The sequence below is a fragment of the Burkholderia pseudomultivorans genome (assembly GCF_001718415.1).
Taxonomy (GTDB): Bacteria; Pseudomonadota; Gammaproteobacteria; order Burkholderiales; family Burkholderiaceae; genus Burkholderia; species Burkholderia pseudomultivorans_A.
This window is the reverse complement of the sequence record NZ_CP013378.1, coordinates 1487931-1511904: the sequence shown is the minus strand read 5'-3', so window position 1 is coordinate 1511904 and position 23974 is coordinate 1487931. Positions and strand designations below refer to the sequence as shown.

Below are 23974 nucleotides of genomic sequence, written 5' to 3'. Positions count from 1 at the left end.
ATGTTGCATCGCCGGACACTAAAAGAACGCGAAACCAGGAACCTGCGGGGAGCGAGGCGCCGTGTTCCGAACGGTATTTCCACTGCTAAGCCCGCGATTCTACACGAATTTTCGGAACCGTGGTGCAGCTTTGTCGATACCCGTGGCGGGCGCGCCAAAAACGAAACCGGGCGCCAGCGGAAACTGGACGCCCGGTTTCGGACGGTACGACTGCCTACCGTGGAAGCGCGGACCCCGACAGGATCCGCGGATCGTCGATCTTACTCGATGATCTTGGCAACGACGCCGGCGCCGACGGTACGGCCGCCTTCGCGGATCGCGAAGCGCAGACCTTCTTCCATCGCGATCGGCGCGATCAGCTTCACCGTGATCGACACGTTGTCGCCCGGCATCACCATTTCCTTGTCCTTCGGCAGCTCGATCGAGCCCGTCACGTCCGTCGTACGGAAGTAGAACTGCGGACGGTAGTTGTTGAAGAACGGCGTGTGACGGCCGCCTTCGTCCTTGCTCAGCACGTACACTTCAGCCGTGAAGTGCGTGTGCGGCGTGATCGAACCCGGCTTCGCCAGAACCTGGCCACGCTCCACGTCTTCACGCTTCGTGCCGCGCAGCAGGATACCGACGTTGTCGCCTGCCTGACCCTGGTCCAGCAGCTTGCGGAACATTTCAACGCCCGTGCAGGTCGTCTTCACCGTCGGCTTGATACCGACGATTTCGATTTCCTCGCCGACCTTGATGATGCCGCGCTCGACACGACCCGTCACCACCGTACCGCGGCCCGAGATCGAGAACACGTCTTCCACCGGCATCAGGAACGCACCGTCAACCGCGCGCTCCGGCGTCGGGATGTACGTGTCCAGCGCGTCGGCCAGGTTCATGATCGCCACTTCGCCCAGCTCGCCCGTGTCGCCTTCCAGCGCCAGCTTCGCCGAACCCTTCACGATCGGCGTGTCGTCGCCCGGGAAGTCGTACTTCGACAGCAGTTCGCGAACTTCCATCTCGACCAGCTCGAGCAGTTCAGCGTCGTCCACCATGTCGCACTTGTTCAGGAACACGATGATGTACGGAACGCCAACCTGACGCGCCAGCAGGATGTGCTCACGCGTTTGCGGCATCGGGCCGTCTGCGGCCGAGCACACCAGGATCGCGCCGTCCATCTGCGCTGCACCCGTGATCATGTTCTTCACGTAGTCGGCGTGGCCCGGGCAGTCGACGTGTGCGTAGTGGCGGTTAGCCGTTTCGTACTCGACGTGTGCCGTGTTGATCGTGATGCCGCGCGCCTTTTCTTCCGGCGCCGCGTCGATCTGGTCGTATGCCTTCGCTTCGCCGCCGAACTTCTTCGTCAGCACCGTCGTGATCGCTGCCGTCAGCGTCGTCTTGCCGTGGTCAACGTGACCAATCGTACCAACGTTCACGTGCGGCTTGGTCCGCTCAAACTTCTCTTTTGCCATGATTCTCTTCTTTCAAAAAATAATCAGTTGGTAGATGCAGATTTACTTCGACTTCGCGCTGATGATCGCGTCGGCGACGTTACGCGGAGCTTCAGCGTAGTGCTTGAACTCCATCGTGTACGTTGCACGACCTTGCGTCAGCGAGCGCAGCGACGTCGAGTAGCCGAACATTTCCGACAGCGGGACTTCGGCGCGCACGATCTTGCCGCCGCCGACCATGTCTTCCATGCCCTGGACGATGCCGCGACGGCCCGACAGGTCGCCCATCACGTTGCCCATGTAGTCTTCCGGCGTCTCGACCTCGACAGCCATCATCGGCTCGAGCACGACCGGGTTCGCCTTGCGCATCGCTTCCTTGAACGCCATCGAACCGGCCATGCGGAACGCGTTTTCGTTCGAGTCGACGTCGTGGTACGAACCGAACGTCAGGTGGACCTTCACGTCGACGACCGGGAAGCCTGCCAGCACGCCCGACTTCAGCGTGTCCTGGATACCCTTGTCGACCGCCGGGATGTATTCGCGCGGAATCACACCACCCTTGATCTCGTCGAAGAACTCGTAGCCCTTGCCCTGCTCGTTCGGCTCGAGCGTGATGACCGCGTGACCGTACTGGCCGCGACCGCCCGACTGCTTGACGAACTTGCCGTCGACGTCCTTCGCCGTCGAACGGATCGTTTCGCGGTACGCAACCTGCGGCTTGCCGACGGTCGCTTCCACGCCGAATTCACGCTTCATCCGGTCGACCAGAATTTCGAGGTGGAGCTCGCCCATGCCCGAAATGATGGTCTGGCCCGACTCTTCGTCGGTCTGCACGCGGAACGACGGATCTTCCTGCGCGAGACGGTTCAGCGCGAGGCCCATCTTTTCCTGGTCGGCCTTGGTCTTCGGCTCGACAGCCTGCGAAATCACCGGCTCCGGGAACACCATGCGCTCGAGCACGATCGGGTGTGCCGGATCGCACAGCGTGTCGCCGGTGGTCGCTTCCTTCAGGCCGACCGCAGCAGCGATGTCGCCTGCGCGGACTTCCTTGATTTCCTCACGCTGGTTCGCGTGCATCTGCAGAATACGGCCGAGGCGTTCCTTCTTGCCCTTGGTCGAGTTCAGCAGCGTGTCGCCCGAGTTGACGACGCCCGAGTACACACGGAAGAAGATCAGCTGGCCGACGAACGGGTCGGTCATGATCTTGAACGCGAGCGACGAGAACTTCTCTTCGTCCGACGCCTTGCGCTCCGCTTCTTCGCCGTTTTCGAGCTCGCCCTTGACCGGCGGGATGTCGACCGGCGACGGCAGGAAGTCGATCACGGCGTCGAGCATGCGCTGCACGCCCTTGTTCTTGAACGCGGTACCGCACAGCATCGGCTGGATTTCGCACGCGATCGTACGGTCGCGCAGCGCCTTGATGATGTCGGCTTCCGGCAGGTCGCCTTCTTCCAGGTACTTGTTCATCAGGTCTTCGCTGGCTTCCGCAGCCGCTTCGACCATCTTTTCACGCCATTCCTGGCAGGTGTCGGCGAGTTCGGCCGGGATGTCGACGTAGTCGAACTTCGTGCCTTGCGACGCCTCGTCCCAAATGATCGCCTTCATCTTCAGCAGATCGACGACGCCCTTGAAGTTTTCTTCCGCGCCGATCGGCACCACGACCGGAACCGGGTTCGCCTTCAGGCGCAGACGGAGCTGGTCGTAGACCTTGAAGAAGTTCGCGCCGGTACGGTCCATCTTGTTGACGAACGCGAGACGGGGCACCTTGTACTTGTTCGCCTGGCGCCACACCGTTTCCGACTGCGGCTGCACGCCGCCCACTGCGCAGTAGACCATGCATGCGCCGTCGAGCACGCGCATCGAGCGCTCCACTTCGATCGTGAAGTCGACGTGGCCCGGGGTGTCGATGATGTTGATGCGGTGTTCCGGATAGTTGCCGCCCATGCCCTTCCAGAAGGCCGTGGTAGCAGCGGACGTGATCGTGATGCCACGCTCCTGTTCCTGCTCCATCCAGTCCATCGTTGCTGCGCCGTCGTGGACTTCACCGATCTTGTGGTTCACACCGGTGTAAAACAGAATGCGCTCGGTCGTCGTCGTCTTGCCGGCGTCGATGTGAGCGCTAATACCGATATTGCGGTAGCGCTCGATGGGAGTCTTGCGAGCCACTTTGATCCTCTACTGGGTTGGCGCGACGCAGTCATATGCATCGCGCCTCAACACAAACGGGCGAGGCGCCTGAAAAGCGCACCCGCCCGGAATTTATTTCCGCTAACAGCCCAGCCAGGCGCTTAGAAACGGAAATGCGAGAACGCGCGGTTGGCTTCCGCCATGCGGTGAACTTCGTCGCGCTTCTTCATCGCGCCGCCACGGCCTTCGGCCGCTTCGGAGAGTTCACCTGCCAGGCGCAGAGCCATCGACTTCTCGCTGCGCTTCTTCGCAGCCTCACGCAGCCAGCGCATCGCCAATGCCATACGACGCGACGGGCGCACTTCGACCGGAACTTGATAGTTGGCACCACCAACGCGGCGGCTCTTCACTTCGACCACCGGCTTGACGTTGTTGAGCGCAACCGTGAACACTTCCAGCGGGTCCTTGCCACCCTTGGTCTGGATCTGTTCGAAAGCACCATAAACGATGCGCTCAGCGACCGACTTCTTGCCGGACAGCATCAGCATGTTCATGAACTTGGCTACATCCACGTTGCCGTACTTCGGATCCGGCAACACTTCCCGCTTGGGGACTTCGCGACGACGCGGCATGATTCTTCCTTTACCTGTTCAGTTGGAGCTGTTTTCCAGCCCCGCGGCCACCAACAAACCCGATCACATCTTCTCGACTAACCAGCTTGGCCGGGTGACCACTTACTCGACAGCACCGGCAATCCGGCACCACCGCCTTGACCGCCATGAGGCGATCCCTGATCAAAAACTGCTTACTTGGCAGCCTTTGCACGCTTCGCGCCGTACTTCGAGCGCGCTTGCTTACGGTCCTTGACGCCCTGGGTATCCAGCGAGCCGCGAACCATGTGGTAACGCACACCCGGCAAGTCCTTCACACGGCCGCCGCGGATCAGCACAACCGAGTGTTCCTGCAGGTTGTGGCCTTCACCGCCGATGTACGAAATCACTTCGAAGCCGTTCGTCAGACGAACCTTGGCGACCTTACGGAGTGCCGAGTTCGGCTTCTTCGGCGTCGTCGTGTACACACGGGTGCACACGCCGCGACGCTGGGGGCAGTCCTGCAGGGCCGGGCTCTTGCTCTTCGTCGTTTCCGACTCACGGCCTTTGCGAACCAGTTGGTTGATGGTTGGCATTGTTTATTCCTGAAATTGAACAAAATCCGCACGCCGATTTCGGGCAAAGCGAGAATCGGCGCACAGTTGGCTTCCAGACCGGCGAATCGGGCACGAACTTTCGAACGCGACTCGGCCCACCGAATACCGGAACCCAGCATGATATTCCGGAAATGCCAACTAAGTCAACGGCTTGCGTGATTTGCCGTGCATCCGGGCGGTTTACCGGAAGGGTCGGAACAGCTGTGTCAGGCCGACTCGACGACGTCGATGATCTCGTCGCCGAAGCGCTCGAGCTTGCGCACGCCCATGCCGGGGATATGCCGCAGGTCGTCGATCGTCTCCGGCGCGTTGCGCGCGATTTCGGCCAGCGTCGCATCGTGGAAGATCACGTAGGCCGGCACGCCGTCCGACTTCGCCGTTTCCGCGCGCCACGCGCGCAGCGCGTCCCAGCGTGCGCGTTCGCGCGTGCCCATGCCGGCGGTCGGATCCACGCGCGTGCCGCCGCGGCTCGACGACTGGCGCGTGCGCTGCGGCTTCACGTAGCGGCGCAGCGTGACCTTCTCCTCGTTCTTCAGCACCGGCTTCGCGGCCTCGGTCAGCACCAGCGCGCCGAAGCCGCCGTGGTCGACGGCCAGGTAGCCGTATGCGACAAGCTGCCGGAAGATCGCACGCCACTCCGGCTCGGACAGCGACGCGCCGATCCCGAACGTGCTGAGCTGGTCGTGGCCGCGCTGCAGCACCTTCTCGGTGCGCGCGCCGCGCAGGATCTCGATCAGATGGCTCGCGCCGAAATTGAAGCCGCTCGCGCGCTGCGCGCGGAACACGCACGACAGCGCCATCTGCGCCTCGCGCGTCGCGTCCCACGAATCGGGCGGCTCCAGGCACGTGTCGCAGTTGCCGCACGGCTGGCTCGCCTCGCCGAAGTAGTTCAGCAGGCGCACGCGCCGGCACGAGATCGTCTCGCACAGGCCGAGCAGCGCGTCGAGCTTCGACGTCTGCACGCGCTTGTGCGCGTCGTCGGCGTCCGATTCGTCGATCATCTTGCGCTGCTGGACGACGTCGCCGAGGCCGTACGCCATCCACGCGTTCGCGGGCAGCCCGTCGCGGCCCGCGCGGCCGGTTTCCTGGTAGTAGCCCTCGACGCTCTTCGGCAGGTCGAGGTGCGCGACGAAGCGCACGTCGGGCTTGTCGATGCCCATCCCGAACGCGATCGTCGCGCACATCACGATGCCTTCCTCGCGCTGGAACATTTCCTGGTGCTTCTGCCGCACCTCGAACTCCATCCCCGCGTGATACGGCAGCGCGCGCACGCCCTGCGCCTTCAGCCATTCGGCCGTCTCCTCGACCTTGCGGCGCGACAGGCAGTAGACGACGCCCGCATCGGTAGTGCCGTCGGCATTCGTGTGTTCGGCGCGAATGAAATCGAGCAGCTGCGCGCGCGCGTTGTCCTTTTCGACGATCCGGTAGCGGATGTTCGGGCGGTCGAAGCTCGACACGAACACGCGCGCGTCGTCGAGCGCGAGACGATGGATGATCTCGTCGCGCGTGATCGCATCGGCGGTGGCTGTCAGCGCGATGCGCGGCACCGACGGGAAGCGCTCGTGCAGCACCGAGAGCTGGATGTATTCGGGACGGAAGTCGTGCCCCCATTGGGACACGCAGTGCGCTTCGTCGATCGCGAACAGGCCGATCTTCGCGCGCTCGAGCAGCTCGAGGAAGCGCCCCGTCATCAGCCGTTCGGGCGCGACGTACAGCAGGTCGATCTCGCCTTCGCGCAGCGCGCGCTCGGTCGCGGCCGCCTCGGCGCCCGACAGCGTCGAGTTCAGGTACGCCGCGCGCACGCCGACTTCGCTGAGCGCCGCGACCTGGTCCTGCATCAGCGCGATCAGCGGCGACACGACGATGCCCGCGCCGTGCCCGGCCTCGCGGCGCAGCAGCGCCGGAATCTGGTAGCACAGCGACTTGCCGCCGCCGGTCGGCATCAGCACGAGACAGTCGCCGCCGCCGGCGACGTGTTCGACGATCTCGCCCTGCTGGCCGCGAAAAGCGGAATAACCAAAGACTTCGTCGAGTATTTCGAGGGCGCGGGACATGAATGATGAGAACGAGGACGGCGGAGCGATGACCGCGATTTTACCAACCCGCTCGCGCGGCGCGCGGCGAATCGTGCAACGTTGGCCGATCGGACAGGGTTCGTACGCGCGCATCACGCGCCTGCAAAGGCGCTGCGCAAGCGCGTGATGCGCGCGAACGACGCATAAAAAAAAACCGCCCGGCAAAACCGGGCGGTTTCGGTGACAGCGAGGGCGAGGCGGCTCGCGCCGCCCGCGCTTACTCGGCTGCCGGGTGCTGCGGTTCTTCGGCCGGCGTGCTCGGCGTACCGAAGTCGAACGCTTCTTCCGCTGCGATCTGGTCGAAACGCTCGCGATCCGACGATTCCTTCGCCTTGCGCGCCTTGTGGAACGCGAGACCGGTACCGGCCGGGATCAGACGGCCGACGATCACGTTTTCCTTCAGGCCGCGCAGATCGTCGCGCTTGCCCATGATCGCCGCTTCGGTCAGCACGCGGGTCGTTTCCTGGAACGATGCCGCGGAGATGAACGAGTCGGTCGACAGCGACGCCTTCGTAATACCGAGCAGCACGTTGTCGTACGAAGCCGGACGCTTGCCCTCGGCGATCATGCGATCGTTCTCGTCCAGCATGTCGGAACGCTCGACCTGTTCGCCCGGGATGAAGCGCGTATCGCCGTTGTCGGTGATCTGCACACGACGCAGCATCTGGCGAACGATCACCTCGATGTGCTTGTCGTTGATCTTCACGCCCTGCAGACGGTACACGTCCTGCACTTCGTCGACGATGTAGCGCGACAGCGCCTCGATACCCTGCAGACGCAGGATGTCGTGCGGATCGGCCGGGCCGTCCACGATCATTTCGCCCTTGTTGACGACCTGGGCGTCGTGGACCAGCACCTGCTTTTCCTTCGCGATCAGGAACTCGTGCTGGTTGCCTTCGAGGTCCGTGATGACGAGACGCTGCTTGCCCTTCGTGTCCTTGCCGAACGACGTCGTGCCGGTGACTTCCGCGAGAATGCCCGCATCCTTCGGCGAACGCGCTTCGAACAGTTCCGCCACCCGCGGCAGACCGCCGGTAATGTCACGCGTCTTCTGCGCTTCGGTCGGGATACGTGCGAGCACTTCACCCACCTGCACCTGCTGACCGTCCTTCACGGTGATCAGCGCGCCGACCTGGAAGCCGATCTGCACCGCGTGCTCGGTGCCCGGGATCTTCACTTCCTCGCCGTTCGCGTCGAGCAGCTTGACCTGCGGACGCACGCTCTTCGATGCCTGCGAACCGCGACGCTTCACGTCGATCACGACCAGGGTCGACAGACCGGTCACGTCGTCGATCTGCTTCGCGACCGTCACGCCTTCCTCGACGTTCTCGAACTTCACCGTACCGCCGTACTCGGTGATGATCGGACGCGTCATCGGATCCCACGTGGCGAGCTGCGTACCAGCCTTGATCGTCGCACCGTCGAGCTGCAGCAGCGTCGCGCCGTACGGCACTTTGTGACGCTCGCGCTCGCGACCGAAGTCGTCGGTGATCAGCGCCTCGCCCGAACGCGAGATGACGATCTGCTCGCCCTTCGCGTTGGTGACGTAGCGCATCGTCGCCGTGAAACGCACGATACCGTTGCTCTTCGCTTCGACCGACGAGGCCACTGCCGCACGCGATGCCGCACCACCGATGTGGAACGTACGCATCGTCAGCTGCGTGCCCGGTTCGCCGATCGACTGCGCCGCGATCACGCCGACCGCTTCGCCGACGTTCACCAGCGAGCCGCGGCCGAGGTCGCGGCCGTAGCACGATGCGCACAGGCCGTAACGCGTTTCGCAGGTCAGCGGCGTGCGCACGCGCACTTCGTCGATGCCGAGGCGTTCGATTTCCTCGACCGCCACTTCGTCGAGCAGCGTGCCCGCTTCGTACAGCGTTTCCTGCGTTTCCGGGTTGACGACGTCCGCGACCGCGACGCGGCCGAGGATACGGTCGCGCAGCGCTTCGACGACTTCACCGCCTTCGACCAGCGCCTTCATCGCGACGCCGTTCGACGTGCCGCAATCGTCCTCGACCACCACCAGATCCTGCGTGACGTCGACCAGACGACGCGTCAGGTAACCCGAGTTCGCGGTCTTCAGTGCCGTATCAGCCAGACCCTTACGTGCACCGTGGGTCGAGATGAAGTACTGCAGCACGTTCAGGCCTTCGCGGAAGTTCGCGGTAATCGGCGTCTCGATAATGGAGCCGTCCGGCTTCGCCATCAGGCCGCGCATACCGGCCAGCTGACGAATCTGCACCGCCGAACCCCGGGCGCCCGAGTCGGCCATCATGTAGATCGAGTTGAACGACTCCTGGCGCGTCTCGTTGCCGTCGCGGTCCGTCACCGGCTCCGTCGACAGCTGCTCCATCATCGCCTTGCCGACCGCTTCCGACGTCGCCGACCAGATGTCGACCACGTTGTTGTAGCGTTCCTGCGCGGTGACGAGACCCGACATGTACTGGCGGTCGTACTCCTTCACCTTCTTCGCGGCGTCGCCGACGATCGTTTCCTTCTGCGGCGGCACGAGCATGTCGTCCACGCAGATCGAGATGCCGGCGCGCGTCGCGAGACGGAAACCCGACTGCATCAGCTGATCGGCGAACACCACCGTCGCGCGCAGACCGCACTTGCGGAACGCCGTGTTGATCAGGCGCGAGATTTCCTTCTTCTTCAGCGGCTTGTTCAGCACCGAGAACGGCAGGCCGTGCGGCAGGATCTCCGACAGGATCGCGCGGCCGACGGTCGTCGCGTACAGCGTGACCTTCGGCACGAATTCCGGCGCGCCTTCCGAGGTGTCCTCGTTGCGGACCATTTCGGTGATCCGCACGTTGACGCGCGACGCGAGCTCGACTTCCTTGTTCTCGTACGCGCGCAGCACTTCCGACACGCCCGTGAACGTCAGGCCTTCGCCCTTGCCGTTGATCGCCTCGCGGGTCGCGTAGTACAGACCCAGCACGATATCCTGCGACGGCACGATCGACGGATCGCCGTTGGCCGGGAACAGCACGTTGTTCGACGCGAGCATCAGCGTGCGCGCTTCCATCTGCGCTTCGAGCGACAGCGGCACGTGAACGGCCATCTGGTCACCGTCGAAGTCGGCGTTGAACGCCGCGCAGACGAGCGGGTGCAGCTGGATTGCCTTGCCTTCGATCAGCACCGGCTCGAACGCCTGGATACCGAGACGGTGCAGCGTCGGCGCACGGTTCAGCATCACCGGGTGCTCGCGGATCACCTCTTCGAGGATGTCCCACACGACCGGCGTCTGGTTCTCGACTTCCTTCTTCGCCGCCTTGATGGTCGTCGCAACGCCCATCACTTCCAGCTTGTTGAAGATGAACGGCTTGAACAGTTCGAGCGCCATCAGCTTCGGCAGGCCGCACTGGTGCAGCTTCAGCGTCGGGCCGACCACGATGACCGAACGGCCCGAGTAGTCGACGCGCTTGCCCAGCAGGTTCTGACGGAAACGACCGCCCTTGCCCTTGATCATGTCGGCGAGCGACTTCAGCGGACGCTTGTTGGCGCCCGTCATCGCCTTGCCGCGACGACCGTTGTCGAGCAGCGAGTCGACGGCTTCCTGCAGCATCCGCTTTTCATTGCGGACGATGATTTCAGGCGCCTTCAGCTCGAGCAGACGCTTCAACCGGTTGTTACGGTTGATCACGCGGCGATACAGGTCGTTCAGGTCCGACGTCGCGAAACGGCCGCCGTCCAGCGGCACGAGCGGACGCAGTTCCGGCGGCAGCACCGGCAGCACCTCGAGGATCATCCACTCGGGCTTGATGCCCGAACGCTGGAAGGCCTCGAGCACCTTCAGGCGCTTCGCGAACTTCTTGATCTTCGCTTCCGAGCCGGTGTTCTTCAGCTCGGTGCGCAGCTGTTCGACCTGCTCGTCGATGTTGATCGCGCGCAGCAGCTCGCGCACGCCTTCCGCGCCCATCTCGGCACGGAATTCGTCGCCGTATTCCTCGACCTTGTTGTAGTAATCCTCTTCGGTCATGATCTGCCGCGCCTTCAGCGGCGTCATGCCCGGTTCGATCACCACGTACGCCTCGAAGTACAGCACGCGCTCGATGTCGCGCAGCGTCATGTCGAGCACCATGCCCAGACGCGACGGCAGCGACTTCAGGAACCAGATGTGCGCGACCGGCGAGGCCAGCTCGATGTGGCCCATCCGCTCACGACGCACCTTCGCCAGCGTCACTTCGACGCCGCACTTCTCGCAGATCACGCCACGATGCTTCAGGCGCTTGTACTTGCCGCACAGGCACTCGTAGTCCTTGATCGGCCCGAAGATCTTCGCGCAGAACAGACCATCGCGTTCCGGCTTGAACGTACGGTAGTTGATGGTCTCCGGCTTCTTCACTTCGCCGAACGACCACGAACGGATCTTGTCGGGCGAGGCCAGACCGATCTTGATCGCGTCGAAAACTTCTTCCTGTTGGACTTGCTTGAATAGATCGAGCAGAGCTTTCATTGCCTTCTCTCCGTAGTCCGATTAATTGCGGTCGAGATCGATATCGATACCGAGCGAGCGGATTTCCTTCACCAGCACGTTGAAGGATTCCGGCATGCCTGCATCGATCACGTGATCGCCCTTGACCAGGTTCTCGTACACCTTGGTCCGGCCGGTCACGTCGTCCGACTTCACCGTCAGCATTTCCTGCAGCACGTAGGACGCGCCGTATGCCTCGAGTGCCCACACTTCCATTTCACCGAAACGCTGGCCACCGAACTGCGCCTTACCACCCAGCGGCTGCTGCGTGACGAGCGAGTACGGGCCCGTCGAACGCGCGTGCATCTTGTCGTCGACGAGGTGGTGCAGCTTCAGGTAGTGCATGTAGCCCAGCGTCACGCGGCGCTCGAACATCTCGCCGGTGCGGCCGTCGTACAGGCGGACCTGGTTCTTCGACGGGTTCATGCCGAGCTGTTCGGCGATGTCGTCCGGGAACGCGAGGTCGAGCATCTTGCCCATTTCTTCCTCGGTCGCACCGTCGAACACCGGCGTAGCAAACGGCACGCCTTCGCGCAGATTCTTCGCGAGTTCGAGGATTTCGTCGTCGGTGAAGCTTTCCAGGTCTTCCTGGCGGCCCGACTCGTTGTAGATCTTCGTCAGGAACGCGCGCAGCTCCTCGATCTTCGCCTGACGCTGCAGCATTTCGCCGATACGCCAGCCGAGGCCCTTCGCGGCCCAGCCGAGGTGCACTTCCAGAACCTGACCCACGTTCATCCGCGACGGCACGCCGAGCGGGTTCAGCACGACGTCTGCCGGACGGCCGTCGGCCATGTACGGCATGTCTTCGATCGGCACGATCTTCGACACGACGCCCTTGTTACCGTGACGGCCTGCCATCTTGTCGCCAGGCTGCAGACGGCGCTTCACCGCGAGGTACACCTTGACCATCTTCAGCACGCCCGGCGGCAGCTCGTCGCCTTGCGTGAGCTTCTTGCGCTTCTCTTCGAACGCGAGGTCGAACTGGTGACGCTTCTCTTCGATCGAGTTCTTGATCGCTTCGAGCTGCGCCGCGGCTTCGTCGTCCGCGAGGCGGATGTCGAACCAGTGGTAGTGGTCGAGGTCTTCCAGGTAAGCCTGGTCGATCTTCGTGCCCTTCGCGAGCTTCTTCGGACCGCCGTTCGCGACCTTGCCCACCAGCATGCGGGCGAGACGCTGGAACGCGTCGCCTTCCACGATGCGCAGCTGGTCGTTCAGGTCGAGACGGTAGCGCTTCAGTTCGTCGTCGATGATCTGTTGCGCACGCTTGTCGCGCTGGATGCCTTCACGCGTGAACACCTGGACGTCGATCACGGTGCCGCTCATGCCCGACGGCACGCGCAGCGACGTATCCTTCACGTCCGAAGCCTTCTCGCCGAAGATCGCGCGCAGCAGCTTCTCTTCCGGCGTCAGCTGGGTCTCGCCCTTCGGCGTGACCTTGCCGACCAGCACGTCGCCCGCTTCGACTTCCGCACCGATGTACACGATGCCCGATTCGTCGAGACGGCCGAGCTGGACTTCCGCCAGGTTCGAGATGTCGCGCGTGATTTCTTCCGGCCCGAGCTTCGTGTCGCGTGCAACGACGTTCAGCTCTTCGATGTGGATCGACGTGTAGCGATCGTCGGCCACGACCTTCTCCGAGATCAGGATCGAATCCTCGAAGTTGTAGCCGTTCCACGGCATGAACGCGATCAGCATGTTCTGGCCGAGCGCGAGCTCGCCCAGGTCCGTCGAGGCGCCGTCGGCCAGCACGTCGCCGCGCGAGACCTTGTCGCCCATCTTCACGATCGGACGCTGGTTGATGTTCGTGTTCTGGTTCGAACGCGTGTACTTGATCAGGTTGTAGATGTCGACACCGACTTCACCTGCGACCGCTTCGTCGTCGTTCACGCGAATCACGATACGGCCTGCGTCGACATAGTCGACCACGCCACCGCGGTACGCCTGAACCGTCGTGCCCGAGTCAACCGCACAGGTGCGCTCGATGCCCGTACCGACGACCGGCTTTTCCGGACGCAGACACGGCACGGCCTGACGCTGCATGTTCGAGCCCATCAGTGCACGGTTCGCGTCATCGTGCTCGAGGAACGGGATCAGCGAGGCGGCAACCGACACGATCTGCGATGGCGCGACGTCCATGTACTGGATGCGGTCCGGCGTGACCATCATCGTTTCGCCGGCTTCGCGCGACGACACGAGTTCGTCGACCAGCATGCCGTTCTCGTCGATCGCGGCGTTCGCCTGCGCGATCATGTAGCGGCCTTCCTCGATCGCCGACAGGTAGTCGATCTGGTCGGTCACCTTGCCGTCCACGACCTTGCGGTACGGCGTCTCGAGGAAGCCGTACTCGTTCAGGTGCGCGTACAGCGCGAGCGAGTTGATCAGACCGATGTTCGGACCTTCCGGCGTTTCGATCGGGCACACGCGGCCGTAGTGGGTCGGGTGCACGTCGCGGACTTCGAAGCCTGCGCGCTCGCGCGTCAGACCGCCCGGGCCCAGTGCGGAAACACGGCGCTTGTGCGTGATTTCCGACAGCGGGTTGGTCTGGTCCATGAACTGCGACAGCTGCGACGAACCGAAGAACTCGCGGATCGCCGACGAAATCGGCTTCGAGTTGATCAGGTCGTGCGGCATCAGGTTTTCGCTTTCGGCCTGGCCGAGGCGTTCCTTGACCGCGCGCTCGACACGCACGAGACCCGCGCGGAACTGGTTTTCCGCCAGTTCGCCGACGCAGCGCACGCGACGGTTGCCGAGGTGGTCGATATCGTCCACTTCGCCCTTGCCGTTGCGCAGCTCGACGAGGATCTTGATCGTCGCGAGGATGTCGTCGTCCTGCAGCGTCATCGGGCCGGTGATTTCGTCACGGCCCACGCGGCGGTTGAACTTCATGCGGCCGACCTTCGACAGGTCGTACGCTTCTTCGCTGTAGAACAGACGGTTGAACAGCGCCTCGACCGCTTCTTCGGTCGGCGGCTCGCCCGGGCGCATCATGCGGTAGATCGCGATGCGCGCGGCCGTCTTGTCGGTCGTTTCATCGACGCGCAGCGTCGACGAGATGTACGGACCCTGGTCCAGATCGTTCGTGTAGAGCGTCTGGATTTCCTTGATGTCCGCTTCGCGCAGCTTCTCGAGCACGCTTTCCGTGACTTCGTCGTTCGCGCTCGCGATCACTTCGCCCGTCTCGCCGTCGACGACGTTCTTCGCCAGCACGCGGCCGAGCAGATAGTCTTCCGGCACCGAGATGAACTTGGTCTTCGCGGCTTCGAGGTCGCGAATGTGCTTCGCGTTGATGCGCTTGTCCTTCTGGACGATGACCTTGCCGTCGCGATCGGTGATGTCGAAACGCGCGACTTCGCCACGCAGACGCTCGGGCACGAACTCGAGTTGCGCGCCTTCGCCCATCAGCGTGAAGTTGTCGAACACGAAGAAGTTCGCGAGGATCTGTTCCGGCGTGAGGCCGATGGCCTTCAGCAGGATCGTGACCGGCATCTTGCGGCGACGGTCGACGCGGAAGTACAGGATGTCCTTCGGATCGAATTCGAAGTCGAGCCACGAGCCGCGGTACGGAATGATCCGTGCCGAGAACAGCAGCTTGCCCGAGCTGTGCGTCTTGCCCTTGTCGTGTTCGAAGAACACGCCCGGCGAACGGTGCAGCTGCGAGACGATGACACGCTCGGTGCCGTTGATGACGAACGAGCCCGTCGGCGTCATGAGCGGAATTTCGCCCATGTACACTTCCTGCTCCTTCACTTCCTTGACGACCGGCTTGTTCGGCGATTCCTTGTCGAGGATGACAAGGCGGACCTTCGCGCGCAGGGCGGAGCAGTACGTCAGGCCCCGCTGCTGGCATTCCTTGATGTTGAATGCCGGCGAGGACAGCGCATAGCTCACGAACTCGAGGCGCGCAAAGCCGTTGTGCGAAACAATGGGAAATACCGATGTGAAAGCGGCCTGCAAACCTTCAGGCTTGCGTTGCGTCGCCGGCACTTCGGCTTGCAGAAACGTGCTGAATGATTCAAGCTGGGTAGCCAGCAGGAAAGGAACTTGGTGAACGATGGGGCGCTTCGCGAAACTCTTGCGAATGCGCTTCTTCTCGGTGAAGGAATATTGCATACGATCTCCGAATCACGGCGGGTGCGTCGAGGCGGAATACCTGGACGTTTCAGACCCGAGTGTTCACCGACTGAGACCCGATGGCCGTCCGACGGCTTGAACGAGCCGAGAAGCTTGGTGGTTGGCCGCTACCAACCGCTGGCTGACGGCAGCGGATGCCTGTGTTGCCCGCTACCCGACCAAACTTGCCTTCTGCAGTCGCTTCAGAAGACAAAGAGAAACGCCAAATCGTGGACAATCGCAACGATTGGGCGGTTATCTTTGGCTTCTGGGGGCGTTTATTCGGTCTCCCGAAAGAGTGCCAGAATAGCGCCCCCACAAAGCACAAAAAGGCCGGCGGTGAAAATACCGCCAGCCTTCGCACAGCGCGCCGAAACTTACTTGACTTCGACCTTCGCGCCTGCGTCTTCCAGCTTCTTCTTGGCTTCTTCAGCAGCAGCCTTGTCGACGCCTTCCTTGACAGCCTTCGGTGCGCCGTCAACGACGTCCTTCGCTTCCTTCAGGCCCAGGCCCGTCAGTTCGCGAACTGCCTTGATGACTGCAACCTTGTTGCTGCCTGCTTCAGCCAGAACAACCGTGAATTCGGTCTTTTCTTCTGCTGCAGCAGCTGCGCCGCCGCCTGCCGGGCCAGCGACTGCCACTGCAGCTGCCGACACGCCAAACTTCTCTTCGAACGCCTTGACCAGTTCGTTCAGTTCCAGAACGGTCATCCCTTCGACTGCTGCCAGGATGTCTTCTTTTGCGATTGCCATTTGAAATACTCCTAAATTGAATTCGGATACAGCCAGCGATCAGTGACGCTGATGCACGCTCGATTACGCAGCTTCGGCTTGCTTCTTCTCGGCCAGCGCGGCCAGAGCACGCGCGAAGCCCGAAACAGGCGCTTGCATAACGAACAGCAGCTTCGAGAGCAGTTCTTCACGGCTCGGGATGCTTGCCAGCGCTTGCACGCCAGCCTTGTCCATCACCTTGCCATCGTACGAACCAGCCTTGATGACCAACTTGTCATTGCTCTTGCTGAAGTCGTTGACGACCTTAGCAGCGGCAATTGCATCTTCCGAGATGCCGTAGATCAGCGGACCAGTCATCTGCTCTGCCAGCGGAGCAAACGGCGTACCTTCGACAGCGCGACGCGCCAGCGTGTTCTTCAACACGCGCAGGTAAACCTGTTGCTCACGCGCTTGCGCGCGCAGCTTGGTCAGATCGCCAACCGCAATTCCACGATACTCAGCCAGCACGACGGTCTGGGCCTTCGCGACTTGCGCGGAAACCTCAGCGACGACGGCTTGCTTGTCTTCTCTATTAAGCGGCACGGTTAGCCTCCAGAAACGATACGTTCGGCTTGCCGGTATGGCGAAACCTCGCGTACCTCGTTCAACAACGGCGTCCGACCTCGTTAGGAGTATTTCCACCTCACGCCGCGAATCGCTTCACGGCCTGCGGCTTCACCACTGCAAAACTTTTTCGGGTTCGCCATCTGCGTTGGCTTGAATTAAGGGCTTGCCTGACTGCGACCTGCCCACCAACGGTCTTTGATAACCGGTTGCCCGCGTACTGCACGAACAACCGCCCAAAGCCCTTGAAGACCGCTTCGCGAACGAAGCGGCCTGAATTTCATGCTTACTGCGCGGCCAGCGTAGCCTGGTCGACACGCACGCCGACGCCCATCGTGCTCGACAGTGCGATCTTGCGCAGGTACACGCCCTTGCTCGTTGCCGGCTTGGCCTTCTGCAGCGCTTCGATCAGCGCCGACAGGTTCGAACGCAGCGCGGTCGGCTCGAACGATGCACGGCCGATGGTCGCGTGGATGATACCGGCCTTGTCGACACGGAACTGCACCTGACCCGCCTTCGCGTTCTTGACCGCGGTCGCGACGTCCGGCGTGACCGTGCCGACCTTCGGGTTCGGCATCAGGCCGCGCGGGCCGAGGATCTGACCCAGCGTACCGACGATACGCATCGTGTCCGGCGAAGCGATCACGATATCGAAGTCCATCTGGCCAGCCTTGATCTGCTCTGCCAGGTCTTCCATACCAACGATTTCCGCGCCTGCGGCACGTGCCTGCTCGGCCTTCTCGCCTTGCGCGAACACTGCGACGCGAACCGACTTGCCCGTACCGGCCGGCAGAACGACCGAACCGCGGACGACCTGGTCCGACTTCTTCGCGTCGATACCGAGCTGGACAGCAACGTCGATCGACTCGTCGAACTTCGCGCTTGCGCATTCCTTCACGAGCGACAGTGCGTCTTCGATCGCGTACAGCTTCTGACGATCGACCTTGGCGGCAAATGCCTGACGGCGCTTGGAGATCTTAGCCATTTACACACCCTCCACGGTGATGCCCATCGAGCGTGCGCTACCAGCGATGGTGCGAACCGCTGCGTCGAGATCAGCTGCCGTGAGATCCGGCATCTTGGTCTTCGCGATTTCTTCGGCTTGAGCGCGCGTGATCGAACCGACCTTGTCGGTGTGCGGCTTGCTCGAGCCCTTGTCCACCTTCGCCGCCTTCTTGATCAGGACGGTCGCCGGCGGCGTCTTCATCACGAACGTGAAGCTCTTGTCAGCGAATGCCGTGATGACCACCGGCACCGGCAGACCCGGCTCCATGCCTTGAGTCTGCGCGTTGAACGCCTTGCAGAACTCCATGATGTTCAGGCCGCGCTGGCCCAGTGCCGGACCGACCGGCGGCGACGGGTTGGCTTTACCTGCAGGGATCTGCAGCTTGATAAAGCCGACAATCTTCTTTGCCATTTGAAAACCTCGTTGGAACGCCAGGCGGCGTTCGGTGAGTGATAACGCGCGTTCGCCGCTGGCTACTGACGCTCCTCAACGGTCATGACGCGGACCGTAAGCGCGAAGGCGGGCAGCCGAGGCTGCCCACCGAATCGGGATCAAACTTTTTCGACCTGGCCGAATTCGAGTTCGACCGGGGTTGCGCGGCCAAAGATGGTGACCGACACACGCACGCGCGATTTTTCGTAGTTGACTTCTTCGACGGTGCCGTTGAAGTCCGTGAACGGACCTTCCTTGACTCGCACCATCTCGCCAACTTCGAACAGGGTCTTCGGGCGCGGCTTCTCGACGCCTTCCTGCATCTGCGACATGATCTTCTCGACTTCCTTCGGGGAAATCGGCGTCGGGCGGTTGCGCGCACCGCCGACGAAACCGGTGACCTTCGCGGTGTTCTTCACGAGGTGCCACGTTTCGTCCGTCATTTCCATTTCCACCAGCACGTAGCCGGGGAAGAAACGACGCTCGGTCACGGCCTTGTGGCCGCCCTTGACTTCGACCACTTCTTCGGTCGGGACCAGGATCTGACCGAATTTGTCCTGCATGCCGGCACGTTCGATGCGCTCCTGAAGCGCACGTTGCACGCTCTTCTCCATGCCGGAGTAGGCGTGCACGACGTACCAACGCTTTCCGCTCGGGGATGCCGGAGTATCGCTCATATCATTTCCAACCCAGAATCACCGAGAAAATCACCCATTCGATCGATTTGTCACTCAACCAGAGGAAAATCGCCATCACGAGCACAAAGCCGAACACGACCAGCGTGGTTTGCGTCGCTTCCTTGCGGGTGGGCCAAACGACCTTCCGGACTTCCTTGTACGAATCCTTGGCAAATGCGATGAGGCTCTTGCCAGGTGCGGACATCAGCCCGACGGCCACGCCGGCGATGATACCCACCGCCAATGCGGCACCGCGGACGTACCACTGCTGGCTGCCCAGCCAGAAGAAGCCCACGAATCCGGCCAAGACCAGCAATACGCCCAGGCCCAGCATCAGCTTATCGCCGGAGGTATTTACAGTTTCGACGGATGGATTCGCCATAACACCTTAAAACAAATGCCACGTTGGACACGTGGCGTTTTTTTGGCAGGGGCAGAGGGAATCGAACCCCCAACCTTCGGTTTTGGAGACCGACGCTCTGCCAGTTGAGCTATACCCCTAGACCATGTTGGGACTGGCTTATGCCAGCCCCAAAACTGTCGATCAACGAATAACTGGCTTACTCGATGATCTTGGCGACGACGCCGGCGCCGACGGTACGGCCGCCTTCGCGGATTGCGAAGCGCAGACCTTCTTCCATCGCGATCGGCGCGATCAGCTTCACCGTGATCGACACGTTGTCGCCCGGCATCACCATTTCCTTGTCCTTCGGCAGCTCGATCGAGCCCGTCACGTCCGTCGTACGGAAGTAGAACTGCGGACGGTAGTTGTTGAAGAACGGCGTGTGACGGCCGCCTTCGTCCTTGCTCAGCACGTACACCTCAGCCGTGAAGTGCGTGTGCGGCGTGATCGAACCCGGCTTCGCCAGAACCTGGCCACGCTCCACGTCTTCACGCTTCGTGCCGCGCAGCAGGATACCGACGTTGTCGCCTGCCTGACCCTGGTCCAGCAGCTTGCGGAACATTTCAACGCCCGTGCAGGTCGTCTTCACCGTCGGCTTGATACCGACGATTTCGATTTCCTCGCCGACCTTGATGATGCCGCGCTCGACACGACCCGTCACCACCGTACCGCGGCCCGAGATCGAGAACACGTCTTCCACCGGCATCAGGAACGCACCGTCAACCGCGCGCTCCGGCGTCGGGATGTACGTGTCCAGCGCGTCGGCCAGGTTCATGATCGCCACTTCGCCCAGCTCGCCCGTGTCGCCTTCCAGCGCCAGCTTCGCCGAACCCTTCACGATCGGCGTGTCGTCGCCCGGGAAGTCGTACTTCGACAGCAGTTCGCGAACTTCCATCTCGACCAGCTCGAGCAGTTCAGCGTCGTCCACCATGTCGCACTTGTTCAGGAACACGATGATGTACGGAACGCCAACCTGACGCGCCAGCAGGATGTGCTCACGCGTTTGCGGCATCGGGCCGTCTGCGGCCGAGCACACCAGGATCGCGCCGTCCATCTGCGCTGCACCCGTGATCATGTTCTTCACGTAGTCGGCGTGGCCCGGGCAGTCGACGTGTGCGTAGTGGCGGTTAGCCGTTTCGTACTCGACGTGTGCCGTGTTGATCGTGATGCCGCGCGCCTTTTCTTCCGGCGCCGCGTCGATCTGGTCGTATGCCTTCGCTTCGCCGCCGAACTTCTTCGTCAGCACCGTCGTGATCGCTGCCGTCAGCGTCGTCTTGCCGTGGTCAACGTGACCAATCGTACCAACGTTCACGTGCGGCTTGGTCCGCTCAAATTTTTCCTTGGCCATTTTCAACTCCCAAAAGGAATTTCACATGTTGCGCCGCGCGCAAACAGACACTGACTGTACTGCTGGTGCCCATGGGCAGGATCGAACTGCCGACCTCTCCCTTACCAAGGGAGTGCTCTACCACTGAGCCACATGGGCGGTTTGTGCTTCAACTACACGAACTGGAGCGGGTGAAGGGAATCGAACCCTCGTCGTAAGCTTGGAAGGCTTCTGCTCTACCATTGAGCTACACCCGCACGGGCCACTAACGAGTCCCTACCGCTCTCTGCGCTGATATCTTGGTGGAGGAGGTTGGATTCGAACCAACGTAGGCGTAAGCCAACAGATTTACAGTCTGCCCCCTTTAGCCACTCGGGCACCCCTCCGTAGAGAACTGACGATTATGGGGGTGCATCGAACTCTTGTCAAGCACTACAGGAAGATTATTTTCATTTTCTTCCCGAGCGCCCGCTCGATCACCTGACACGCGCCCCACCAGGCTACGGTGGAGACGAGAGGTTCGCCAACCGGCGCCCACATCTTCGTCAGACTCCGCCTCCAGCGCCGAACTGCGTTAGCGCTGAAAACGAAAGACCGCCATCATACGATCTCTGGAGCACAATGCCAAGCGGGTAGCGCAAATTTTTTGCAATATTCGTGCCGGGCGGCTCGGCAAGGCCGGCGCGGGCGCTTTCCCGTCTATCGTCCGACCGTTATGGATCTGATCCGAAGCGCGTTGCGCAGCGCTGACAGCGCCTTCTCGGTTCTATGCATGCGCCTCGTCGCAACGGCTTGCCTGGCGATCACGCCATACGCAGCAGCTTCGCTCGCTGTTCGCACGTTGGGGCACGCTCGGCCGGCGGAGGGACACGCGTCCGCAACAGTCCGAAGCCATCGAGCCGCGCCAGTTGCGTCGACGCTCCGGGTACCAGCAGGTCGCCCAGGACGCACTCCGAACCACGGGATGCCCTTAAGGCGTAGGGGCAGAGCGCCGCTTCCGTGCTCGTCCTCTCGCCGCGGGCAGGCTTCTCCGCGAACGATAGGAAGGCCAGGCGGCTGATGCGATGTGCGTTGACATGGTGCTGCCGCTGATTAGCCGCGATAAGCGCGCTTGCACCAAGGTGCCGGACGGCATCTGCGCCGCAGTCGCGACAAACGTTCTGGGTTGCGGCAGGCATTGCACCCGCTCGTCGGCTCGATGCCGGCGCGTTCACTTTGCCTTGTTCGCTCGAGGAGGCGGGCCAACTCAAGTACGACAAGCTGCGGCAACCACTCGGGGCCAGCGCCCGTCGAGCTCGTACCGACACGAAGTCAAATATGAAGCGTACTGTCGCGGCCTCCGTCGGATGAGCGCTTCGCTTCGAGCAATCCCGTACAGCCCCGTTGAAGTCGACCTGACCTGCCCCCGGTTTTAGTCCGAACCGCAGTTAGAGTCCGAGGTTAAAAACTGCTGCTTTGCATCGTGCGCCCGCGCGAACTGCACCGGCGTCAGATAGCCGAGTGAACTATGAGGCCGCTCGGTGTTGTACTCGATACGCCATTCCTCAATCAGCCGCTTGGCGTGGCGCATTGAGACGAACCAGTGCTCGTTCAGGCATTCATCGCGGAACCGCCCGTTGAAGCTCTCGATATAGGCATTCTCCACCGGCTTGCCAGGCCGAATGAACGACAGCGTGACACCGGCTTCGTAGGCCCATGCATCCAGCACCTTACCAGCGAACTCCGGCCCGTTGTCGACCGTGATGGATGCGGGTAAGCCTCGCATCTCCTTGAGCCGCTCGAGCACTTGCTGCACTCGTAGGCCCGGCAGCGAAGTATCGACCTCGATGGCCAAGCACTCGCGCGTGTAGTCGTCGACCACGTTCAGGCATCGAAACCGCCGACCATAGGCCAGCCCGTCAGAAACGAAGTCCATCGACCAGCTCTGATTCGGGCCTGTTGCTAACGGCAGCGGCGTGCGCTCGACAGCCGCAATACGCTTGCGTCGCCGCTTGCGCACGCTCAGCCCCGCCTTGCTGTACAGGCGCCAGATGCGCTTGTGGTTGGCGAAGCAGCCATCCCGCTGCAACAGCACGTGAATCCGGCGATAGCCGTAGCGGCGCTTCTGCGCGGCGATGGCCATCATCCGGCCAGTCAGCGCTTCGTCATCAACTCGGCGGCGTGATTCGTAGTGGAACAGCGAGCGCGAAATCCCTACCAGCCCGCAGGCCCGGGTAACACCCATGGCACGTTCGGTCATCAATATCCGGACCGCTTCGCGCTTGGCCTGCGGGCTTGCTACTTTCGAGCCAGCAGGTCCTTCAGCGCGGCGTTGTCGAGCATCGATTCGGCTAACAGTCGCTTGAGCTTGCTGTTCTCCTGCTCCAGTTCCTTCAGGCGCTGAGCTTCGGAGACCGTCATCCCGCCGAACTTCGCTTTCCAGTTGTAGTAGGTCGCTTCCGAGATGCCGTACTTGCGACACAGCTCCGCCGGCTTCAGGCCAGCCTCGGCTTCCTTCAAGATGCCGATGATCTGTTCTTCGGTGAATCGCTTTTTCATTGCCGTTCCTCTCTGGAACGGACTCTACACCGTCACCGTACTAAACGCGGGGAGCAGGTCAGACCGGCACCGGCGCCAGAGATATCTCGCGTTGCCGGCGACGGGCGCGATTGCTTTGGCGGCACGGCATCTTCGCCGATGTGGGCAATCCAGGCGTGGCGCAGCGGTCGACCGGTACTGACTTCGCAGACGCAACTGGAAGACTCCCGGCGGGATGTCGCGCAGGCATCACCACCTGCCAAGGATGCCCTGCAGGACGCCCGCAAGTCGATTCGGCAGCTGCGCCCCGGAAAAATCGTTGGCCGAGCGTTACGGGGTTAGCAGGATTGGCAAGACGAGGCGATTCCGGTCGGAAACCGGTATCGGTACTGAATTGGATTGTGATTCGGGGAAGATCAGCGAGGCTCGGACAAGTCGCAATCGGCCAAGACGGACACAGAGCGAGGAAAGTCCATGGTTCTGGCGGAGCGCTGACTGCGCCCATTTCCGCCCCGCAAATGCAAAAACCCCCGCCTGATCGGGCGGGGGTTTCTGGCTTAGGGAGCCTGACGATTACCTACTTTCACACGGGAATCCGCACTATCATCGGCGTGGAGTCGTTTCACGGTCCTGTTCGGGATGGGAAGGGGTGGGACCGACTCGCTATGGTCATCAGGCAAAGAGGGTTGTTGCGTTGCTTCGCAGCGCAACCAATCTTGGAAGAAGCAGTAATTTGGTTGGGTTGTGAGGTTGTATCTCACACATACGCGGTACTTCAACCGCAGTACGTCGAGTGCCTCGCACTCGACGCTCGATATCCGTAAGCGCTGAAGCGCTAACGGCTATCGAGAC

15 protein-coding genes, 4 tRNA genes and 1 rRNA gene are annotated in these 23974 nt (G+C 62.1%); all 20 read right to left on the bottom strand.

Features of this window, described 5'->3' with window-relative positions; translation table 11 throughout:
* Positions 1-260: 260 nt before the first annotated feature.
* Positions 261-1451, bottom strand: coding sequence for an elongation factor Tu (gene tuf, locus WS57_RS19270; RefSeq protein WP_034209732.1), 1191 nt, complete (start codon positions 1449-1451; stop codon positions 261-263).
* A gap of 42 nt (positions 1452-1493) precedes the next feature.
* Entirely contained in the window at positions 1494-3596 is a 2103-nt protein-coding gene (gene fusA / locus WS57_RS19265; protein WP_040126483.1) for an elongation factor G, read from the bottom strand.
* A gap of 122 nt (positions 3597-3718) precedes the next feature.
* On the bottom strand, positions 3719-4189 hold the full coding sequence (gene rpsG / locus WS57_RS19260) for a 30S ribosomal protein S7 (protein WP_004198359.1): 471 nt from the start codon (positions 4187-4189) through the stop codon (positions 3719-3721).
* Between the two features lie 173 nt (positions 4190-4362).
* On the bottom strand, positions 4363-4743 hold the full coding sequence (gene rpsL / locus WS57_RS19255; protein ID WP_009689279.1) for a 30S ribosomal protein S12: 381 nt from the start codon (positions 4741-4743) through the stop codon (positions 4363-4365).
* 227 nt (positions 4744-4970) lie between these two features.
* A complete protein-coding gene (recQ, locus tag WS57_RS19250) occupies positions 4971-6818 on the bottom strand; it encodes a DNA helicase RecQ (protein ID WP_040126482.1) in 1848 nt (615 codons plus the stop codon).
* Between the two features lie 238 nt (positions 6819-7056).
* Entirely contained in the window at positions 7057-11298 is a 4242-nt protein-coding gene (gene rpoC, locus WS57_RS19245) for a DNA-directed RNA polymerase subunit beta' (RefSeq protein ID WP_009687180.1), read from the bottom strand.
* A 21-nt stretch (positions 11299-11319) separates the two neighbouring features.
* The gene (gene rpoB, locus WS57_RS19240; protein WP_009687179.1) at positions 11320-15426 is read right to left on the bottom strand and encodes a DNA-directed RNA polymerase subunit beta; all 4107 of its coding nucleotides are present in this window, start codon (positions 15424-15426) and stop codon (positions 11320-11322) included.
* Between the two features lie 377 nt (positions 15427-15803).
* Positions 15804-16178, bottom strand: a complete 375-nt coding sequence (gene rplL / locus WS57_RS19235) for a 50S ribosomal protein L7/L12 (protein ID WP_009687178.1) — start codon at positions 16176-16178, stop codon at positions 15804-15806.
* Positions 16179-16241: 63 nt separating this feature from the next.
* Positions 16242-16739 (bottom strand): 50S ribosomal protein L10, encoded by a 498-nt coding sequence (gene rplJ / locus WS57_RS19230; RefSeq protein WP_009687177.1) that lies wholly within the window; start codon positions 16737-16739, stop codon positions 16242-16244.
* Between the two features lie 307 nt (positions 16740-17046).
* Positions 17047-17745: a 50S ribosomal protein L1 gene (rplA, locus tag WS57_RS19225; protein ID WP_006482906.1), complete on the bottom strand. Its 699-nt coding sequence runs from the start codon at positions 17743-17745 to the stop codon at positions 17047-17049.
* Positions 17746-18177 carry a 50S ribosomal protein L11 gene (gene rplK / locus WS57_RS19220; RefSeq protein ID WP_006753591.1) on the bottom strand — a complete coding sequence of 144 codons (432 nt, stop codon included), beginning with the start codon at positions 18175-18177 and terminating at the stop codon, positions 17746-17748. It lies immediately after the preceding gene.
* 140 nt (positions 18178-18317) lie between these two features.
* Positions 18318-18875 (bottom strand): transcription termination/antitermination protein NusG, encoded by a 558-nt coding sequence (nusG, locus tag WS57_RS19215; RefSeq protein ID WP_006765424.1) that lies wholly within the window; start codon positions 18873-18875, stop codon positions 18318-18320.
* A 1-nt stretch (position 18876) separates the two neighbouring features.
* Positions 18877-19257: a preprotein translocase subunit SecE gene (secE, locus tag WS57_RS19210; protein WP_069244731.1), complete on the bottom strand. Its 381-nt coding sequence runs from the start codon at positions 19255-19257 to the stop codon at positions 18877-18879.
* Positions 19258-19300: 43 nt separating this feature from the next.
* Positions 19301-19376: transfer RNA gene (locus WS57_RS19205), tRNA-Trp, on the bottom strand.
* Positions 19377-19435: 59 nt separating this feature from the next.
* On the bottom strand, positions 19436-20626 hold the full coding sequence (tuf, locus tag WS57_RS19200; RefSeq protein ID WP_034209732.1) for an elongation factor Tu: 1191 nt from the start codon (positions 20624-20626) through the stop codon (positions 19436-19438).
* 63 nt (positions 20627-20689) lie between these two features.
* A tRNA-Thr gene (locus tag WS57_RS19195) sits at positions 20690-20764 on the bottom strand.
* 24 nt (positions 20765-20788) lie between these two features.
* Positions 20789-20862, bottom strand: a tRNA-Gly gene (locus WS57_RS19190).
* A 43-nt stretch (positions 20863-20905) separates the two neighbouring features.
* A tRNA-Tyr gene (locus WS57_RS19185) sits at positions 20906-20991 on the bottom strand.
* 1025 nt (positions 20992-22016) lie between these two features.
* Positions 22017-23143 (bottom strand): IS3 family transposase gene (locus tag WS57_RS19175; protein WP_419468979.1). Its coding sequence is split into 2 segments (ribosomal slippage): positions 22017-22885 and positions 22885-23143, totalling 1128 coding nucleotides; the frame shifts between segments, so codons are not numbered across the junction.
* Between the two features lie 543 nt (positions 23144-23686).
* Positions 23687-23799, bottom strand: a 5S ribosomal RNA gene (gene rrf / locus WS57_RS19165).
* Between the last annotated feature and the right edge of the window lie 175 nt (positions 23800-23974).

Bases quoted from the DNA above. Each gene is read 5' to 3' on its own strand.
- rplK (WP_006753591.1), bottom strand. From the start codon at position 18,177: ATGGCAAAGAAGATTGTCGGCTTTATCAAGCTGCAGATCCCTGCAGGT.
- recQ (WP_040126482.1), bottom strand. From the start codon at position 6,818: ATGTCCCGCGCCCTCGAAATACTCGACGAAGTCTTTGGTTATTCCGCT.
- rpoB (WP_009687179.1), bottom strand. From the start codon at position 15,426: ATGCAATATTCCTTCACCGAGAAGAAGCGCATTCGCAAGAGTTTCGCG.
- rpsG (WP_004198359.1), bottom strand. From the start codon at position 4,189: ATGCCGCGTCGTCGCGAAGTCCCCAAGCGGGAAGTGTTGCCGGATCCG.
- rpsL (WP_009689279.1), bottom strand. From the start codon at position 4,743: ATGCCAACCATCAACCAACTGGTTCGCAAAGGCCGTGAGTCGGAAACG.
- nusG (WP_006765424.1), bottom strand. From the start codon at position 18,875: ATGAGCGATACTCCGGCATCCCCGAGCGGAAAGCGTTGGTACGTCGTG.
- rplA (WP_006482906.1), bottom strand. From the start codon at position 17,745: ATGGCTAAGATCTCCAAGCGCCGTCAGGCATTTGCCGCCAAGGTCGAT.
- rplL (WP_009687178.1), bottom strand. From the start codon at position 16,178: ATGGCAATCGCAAAAGAAGACATCCTGGCAGCAGTCGAAGGGATGACC.
- secE (WP_069244731.1), bottom strand. From the start codon at position 19,257: ATGGCGAATCCATCCGTCGAAACTGTAAATACCTCCGGCGATAAGCTG.
- rpoC (WP_009687180.1), bottom strand. From the start codon at position 11,298: ATGAAAGCTCTGCTCGATCTATTCAAGCAAGTCCAACAGGAAGAAGTT.
- tuf (WP_034209732.1), bottom strand. From the start codon at position 20,626: ATGGCCAAGGAAAAATTTGAGCGGACCAAGCCGCACGTGAACGTTGGT.
- tuf (WP_034209732.1), bottom strand. From the start codon at position 1,451: ATGGCAAAAGAGAAGTTTGAGCGGACCAAGCCGCACGTGAACGTTGGT.